This is a genomic window from Runella limosa DSM 17973 (assembly GCF_000482465.1).
Classification (GTDB): Bacteria; Bacteroidota; Bacteroidia; order Cytophagales; family Spirosomataceae; genus Runella; species Runella limosa.
Map to the genome: position 1 here is coordinate 53071 of NZ_KI519423.1, position 6308 is coordinate 59378.

At 45.9% G+C, this 6308-nt stretch carries 2 protein-coding genes; both read right to left on the reverse strand.

Translation table 11 applies throughout. From position 1 onward, the window contains the following. Nucleotides 1–3396: beta strand repeat-containing protein (locus K339_RS37595; RefSeq protein ID WP_211243819.1), on the reverse strand; the 3396-nt coding region annotated here is incomplete at its 3' end. Nucleotides 3397–3668: 272 nt separating this feature from the next. Then, nucleotides 3669–6308 (reverse strand): HYR domain-containing protein (locus K339_RS0120230; protein ID WP_028525231.1); only part of this gene is annotated, 2640 nt, incomplete at its 5' end.

Sequence of the window (6308 nt, forward strand, 5' to 3'; positions counted from 1 at the left end):
TACTTTCACCAAATCATATTTAAACGTTCCCGCTTCACTTGTAGAGACTTCTAAGGTAATACTATTCCCATTTTCGGTCGTTAGCGTTTGCTCGGTGCCATTATTCAAGGTATATGTAAACGTGTAGGGAGCGGTTCCATTTGACCCCGTAAACGTAATTTTGGGCTTTGTACTATTTTGGCAAACGGTTGTTGCCCCAAAAATCGTCGCCGTGGGTAATGGATTCACCGTCACCACCACACTTGCCGTTTGAATTTCACTACACGCCGTAGAAGAGCTTTCCAAAACGCTCACTAAACTGTACACAAACACTCCTGAGTTACCCGTAGAAACCGAAACAGTGGCACTATTGCCAGTGGTTGTCGTCACCGTTTGGGCAACTCCGTCATTGATTTTATACGTAAATGTGTAAGGTGCTGTCCCTTTATCTGCCGTAAAAGTGATACTGGGAGACGTACTGTTTTGACACACTGCGACTGTTCCCGTAATCGTCACCGTTGGTAAGGGATTCACCGTCACTGTCGCGCTGCCACTTTGGGATTGACTACACTTCGTCGTACTGGCATCGGTTACTTTCACCAAATCATATTTAAACGTTCCCGCTTCACTTGTAGAGACTTCTAAGGTGATGCTATTCCCATTTTCGGTCGTTAGCGTTTGCTCGGAACCATTATTCAAGGTATATGTAAACGTGTACGGTGCCGTCCCATTCCCGCCCGTAAACGTAATTTTGGGCTTTGTACTATTTTGGCAAACTACCGTTGTCCCTGTAATCGTCGCCGTTGGCAATGGATTCACCGTCACCACCGCATTACTCGTTTGAGTTTGACTACAAGCCGTCGTACTAGCATCGGTCACTTTCACCAAATTATATCCAAACTCGCCTACTTGACTCGTTGAAACTTCGAGGCTTACGCTATTTCCATTCTCCGTCGTTATCGTTTGCACGTCACCATTATTCAATTTATACGTAAACGTGTAAGGTGCCGTGCTACCGTCACCTGTAAACGTAACCAACGGCTTATCTCCATTCTGACACACTGTCGCTGTACCCAAAATCGTCGCCGTTGGCAAAGGATTCACTGTCACTTTGCTTCCATCTACTATGACCACTAAACAGTTATTCTTGCTTACACTGATTGGGGAAAAGATAACATCAGTAACGGCATTGTTAACGGTCAGAAGCTGATTGGTTCCATTTAAAAGCAGCGTCTGATCATCATCAAGCCCTGTTATTACATAAGTTAGCGTGGCGCCACTGGTTCCGTTCACCGTGAAAATAGCGTCCTTTCCAGCACAAATAGTGCCATTGTTGCCGACAATCGTCACCGTCGGCAGTGGGGGATCAACCAATACCTTAGACGTAGCATGTGAAAAACTACAACCCAACGCCGAAAGCGAAAAATTACTATAATCACCCGCCGTAAGCCCGCTCAAGGTAAAACTATTCCCCCTGACGTTGACACTCTTAGGACTACTCGTGGTCGAACTCGTCGTAAAACTCAACACATAATTATCGCCATCTGGCAAGTTGGTCGTACTAAAAACAATACTTCCTTGAGTTCCCCCGCAAGTAGTGGGATTAGCCGTTGCTCCCGCTGTAAGGGTACTGTTACATACTAAGTAGCTAAAAGGCACTACAAAGGTACATCCTGCTTGACTCGGGGTTATTTTGGCATAAAGCGTTCGAGTACCCGTTGGAAATGACGCCAAAGGAGTAAAATTATTCGGTAAACTAAAAGTACCCGCCGATTGAGTCGCCGCTTCATCGGTAAAGATGTTGATAGTGCCACTGTACGTACCTCCGTAACTGAAAATAGGCGTAGTCGGGGAATTGTTGACAATGACCGAAGTAGCCGAGGTATTGGTCACTGACCCTGTAAGCGACCCATAACTAAGCACGCCTTCGTTCGTAAATGTACCTTGAGTAGTCAATGAATTTGCCACGTAAATCATTCCCTTGTTCGTCAGGGTGCTTTCGTTCCTTAATCTACCCCTCATTACCCGCAATTCACCACACAAATTGTTATTAAAAGTGGAAGAACTATTATATACTCCATCGTTTCCTACGCCATTATTGGCACCAACGACGACCTTTCCCGTATTATTAATCGTACCAGAATTAAAATTAAATATCCCAATAGAACTACTTCGGTCAAGAAAAATCCGCCCTGCTGTGTTGTTGAAAATAGCGTTATTATTTACCAAAGCAATTGTTCCTGATGCACCATTAGCCCCAATCTGTATGTTTCCTTCATTCGTAAATGTACCGCTTGACTCGTTAGCTAATCCATAACTTGATATTCGATCAATGTTAATTTCTCCCCCTGACTTATTTAAGAAACTGCTTGTATTGTTAAGCCCAGTCACTCCTAGCGTGCTACTATTTGCTCCTATTACCACCTTACCTTGATTGGTAAAACTTGCAGTATTAAAGATTCCATAGCCATTGTTGGTATTAAATCGGTCAATACTAATTTCCCCATTATTATTTATAACACCACTAGCACTATTTGAGACCCCAAATCTACCAACTGCTGCATTGGCTCCCATGACTACCTTTCCGTCGTTGGTAAAGGTGTTTTTACTATTAGAGAAAGCCGTATTTCCAGTTCCGTCAATGTAGATTTCCCCTCCTGACTGGTTAGTAAAACTCCCTCCATTATCTACTCCAAATAAAGATGTACCAGTTCCAGAAATTACTACTTTGCCAGCATTGGTAAAACTGGGGCTCCCATCACCAACAGAAACTCCCGCACTTGTAAATTTATAGATATAGATTTCTCCCCCATTTTTGTTCTCTACACTGCCCAAATTGAATACACCTTCCTTCCCTACCGTTTTATTTTCTCCAATAACCACCTTCCCTTTATCTTCATTGGAAAAAAGAGAATTGGCTTGCATAAAAATGCCCGAAGTACTCGTTCCGTCAATGTGTATTTCCCCGCCTGATTTGTTGATAAATTTTGCGACGTTTTGTGCCGTACCTTGCATATATAGCCCATAGGCAATTGTAGTATTTTCAGCTGGTTCAACGCGAATAATACCACTGTTTTCAATCGTGCCATTATTGAGTAAGCCAGCTGTAAATGCCGTCGTCGCGCCATCAATCGTAATACTTCCTCCACTTGCAATCGTCAGTAAAGCCCCAATATTTAGTTGCACACTATTGGCTACCGCAGCAGTCCCAGCTTGAATGATAGGAGAGTTTTGTTCGGACGAATAGCCAATAACCACATTGCTCGTTGCAGTCGGTACTGCACTCGGAGACCAGTTTGTCGCTACATTCCAATCACGACTGGTAGCGGCAGTCCAATATACCGTTGTTTGTCCCCACGACAACATGGGCATTAGGCTTAGTAATAACAGTAAAAAACGACACGTAAAAATTTTCATAAAAGTTATGAGTTTTATAAGGACAAGATTTGTGACTTTACCAGCGCTACTCCACGAGCTGGCTTTCATCACACATACAAAATAGATACGCTACGCTCAAAATAGCTATTTTAGGGGGTGGACAAAGGGGGTGGACAATTTACAACACACTTACTATCAGATAATTACAAATCACCTTCTAGCACTTCCAAAAATAACAGAGCGCAAAAAAAGGGGATAAACAATGGTATTGACCATCGTTTATCCCCCCATTGAAGCCTATATAAGGGCTTTTATTTTACTTTCAGTACCTTCAAAGTAGCGTGTTTATCAGGGCTTGTCACCTGTAAAAAGTACATTCCCGTTGGTAACTCACTCACCGCAAACTCTTCTTGATGCGTGTTGGTTTCAGGGACAAATTGGCGGTGTAATATTTCCCGACCCGAGGCATCAGTTAAAGTAGTTTGCACTGCTTGTCCCTTGTTATCTTGTACTTGCAAGCGGAGAATGTTGGTGACTGGGTTGGGGAGGACAAATAGCCCCCTGCCCCCCGATGGGGGAACAATTACCGCTTGCCCTTCGCCATTTGCCGTGCGACGGCCCGACCCTTGCTCACCGCTATCCGCTGTTCTCGCTGCTCCCACGCCTACGCCATCTTTCGATTGGATGCGGAACCAATATTCTTGGTAGGCCAACACGCTGCCTTGCGGTTTGCGCGTTGAAGGATAAATACTGCCCCAACCTTTCTGATCCCAATATCTCACCCCCAACTTGTACAAACCCTTGGGCAAACCTGCATCGTAGGCATTACCGCCTGCACCGTTGTCTTGGTAGAAACCATAGGCAGGATGATTCTGCGCGTACAATTCTGTCCAGCCTTCTCGGTTGGCGTACATAAAATACGGCGCATTGTTTTCGTGGGTGTTGAAAGAGCGTATTACCCCCATTTCGGGTGTTGCCAACATGTCAAAAGTTAATGAACCATCCGTACTCAAGCCGCAGGCTTCCACGTTGATTGTCCAGTAACGAGGAGCTATTTTGTTCACGTTTTCTACAAAATACAGCGTTGGGTTTTGCTGCGTACTTTGCTCTAATTCTGGCCCACCGTCACGCTTGATAAACTGGCTCGACCACGCTGCGCGGTCGTTTACCTTCACCGACGATTTGCTTTCTCCAACATTAATCAATGTCACCACAAAAGCATTCCAATAGATGTCCTTGCGAACGCTTTCTGAACTTTGGCACCCACCTGCAAATAGGCACTTCGCCCAATATGTCTGCTTGGTGACGTTGTTAAATGAGACTTCAAAACTTGGTGTTGTTACACCCGTGTTCCAAAACGTTTGACTACCTGCGGGACAATTCGACGAAATTTTTACATTCGTTCCTGTACATACTATCTCTTGCGAAACCGTAATTACGGGAGCGACCTGCGTTGACGTTAGCGTAAAGGTCACGACGTTACTCTTCTCACTTACGCAACCGTTTTCCGTCTGACAACGGGCGTAATAAGACGTCGTCTGGCTTGGTACAGTTGATGGCAAATTGGACAAGGCAACGTTCGTAGTTGCATTGTACCAAACTGTTCGCAAACTCCCACAAGATGACTGTCCGCTGAAACTTGCTGTCGCATCACAACTGCTCGTTGATGACAACGATACCGTCGGCGCCGTTGGAATGGTTACTAATTTCAAACGCATCACGCCTGATTCTGACTCCACACAGGATGCAGTTCCGTCCGATTTACGACAACGCACGCGGTAATTGTGATACTGATTATCCACCAAACCCGTGGGCACACCCGATGAATATTCACCACCATCGACGGAGTAAAGTGTCACTTCACCAGCGGCGCAATTGGCATTAAACGTCAGCGGAATCGTAACCAAACTACACACTCCCTTGCTCTCGCCTACTAACACTGTCACGCCATCAACCGATAGAGACACATTTTGGGGGACAGTTGAACGATAGTTGATCGTCAATTCAATCGGGCTCGTGTACGTCACTGGATTACTGGCGCTACAAGCCGCTTGGTAGCGGTGAACTTGGTTATTGGATAATTGGGAAACTGGGGGATTGGGAGTCCAATCGCTCCATGCGCCATTGCCTATCTGCACGCGCCATACGGGGTCGTTGATTACGCAGCCTGTTGTGATGCTAAATTGCAAACTATTCACTGGATTTGCATCCGTATCGCAGAAGGTTTGACTGTTGCCTTCATTTAGGGTTTGCTGAAGCGTCGATAAAGTAATCGCGGGTTTGCCTATCACCGTCACCGTAAACGAGCACTCCGTTATCTGACCATTGGCTGCTGTAACTTTAAACGTGTTCGTCGTTACGCCAACGGGGTAAACTACTCCCGTTCCTAAACCTAACGTCTGGGTCGTTGTTGCTCCTGAACAATTATCTGTCCCAACGGGAGCAACATACGTCACACGCGTACCTTCATAGACCACGATATTCGCTGGGCACACAATCGTTGGCACTTCAGCATCTACCACTGTCACCGTAAACGAACATTCGGAGGTTAAATTTACCCCATCCGTTACTCGAAATGTATTCGTCGTCACTCCCACAGGGAAAGTCGAGCCTGAGGCTAACCCCGCTATTTGGGTCGTCGTTACGCCTGTACAGTTATCCGTCCCGACGGGAGTAGTGTACGTCACCACTGCGCCGCATTGGCCTGTGGTGTTGTTTACCGTTATGTTTGCTGGGCACGTAATCTTCGGCGCTTCCGCATCAACCACCGTCACCGTGAATGAACATTCGGCGGTTTGGTTGGCTCCATCCGTTACTCGAAATGTGTTCGTTGTTACACCCACGGGGAAGGTTGAACCTGAGGCTAATCCCGCTATCTGAGTCGTCGTTACTCCTGTGCAATTATCCGTCCCGACGGGAGTAGTGTACGTCACCACTGCGCCACATTGGCC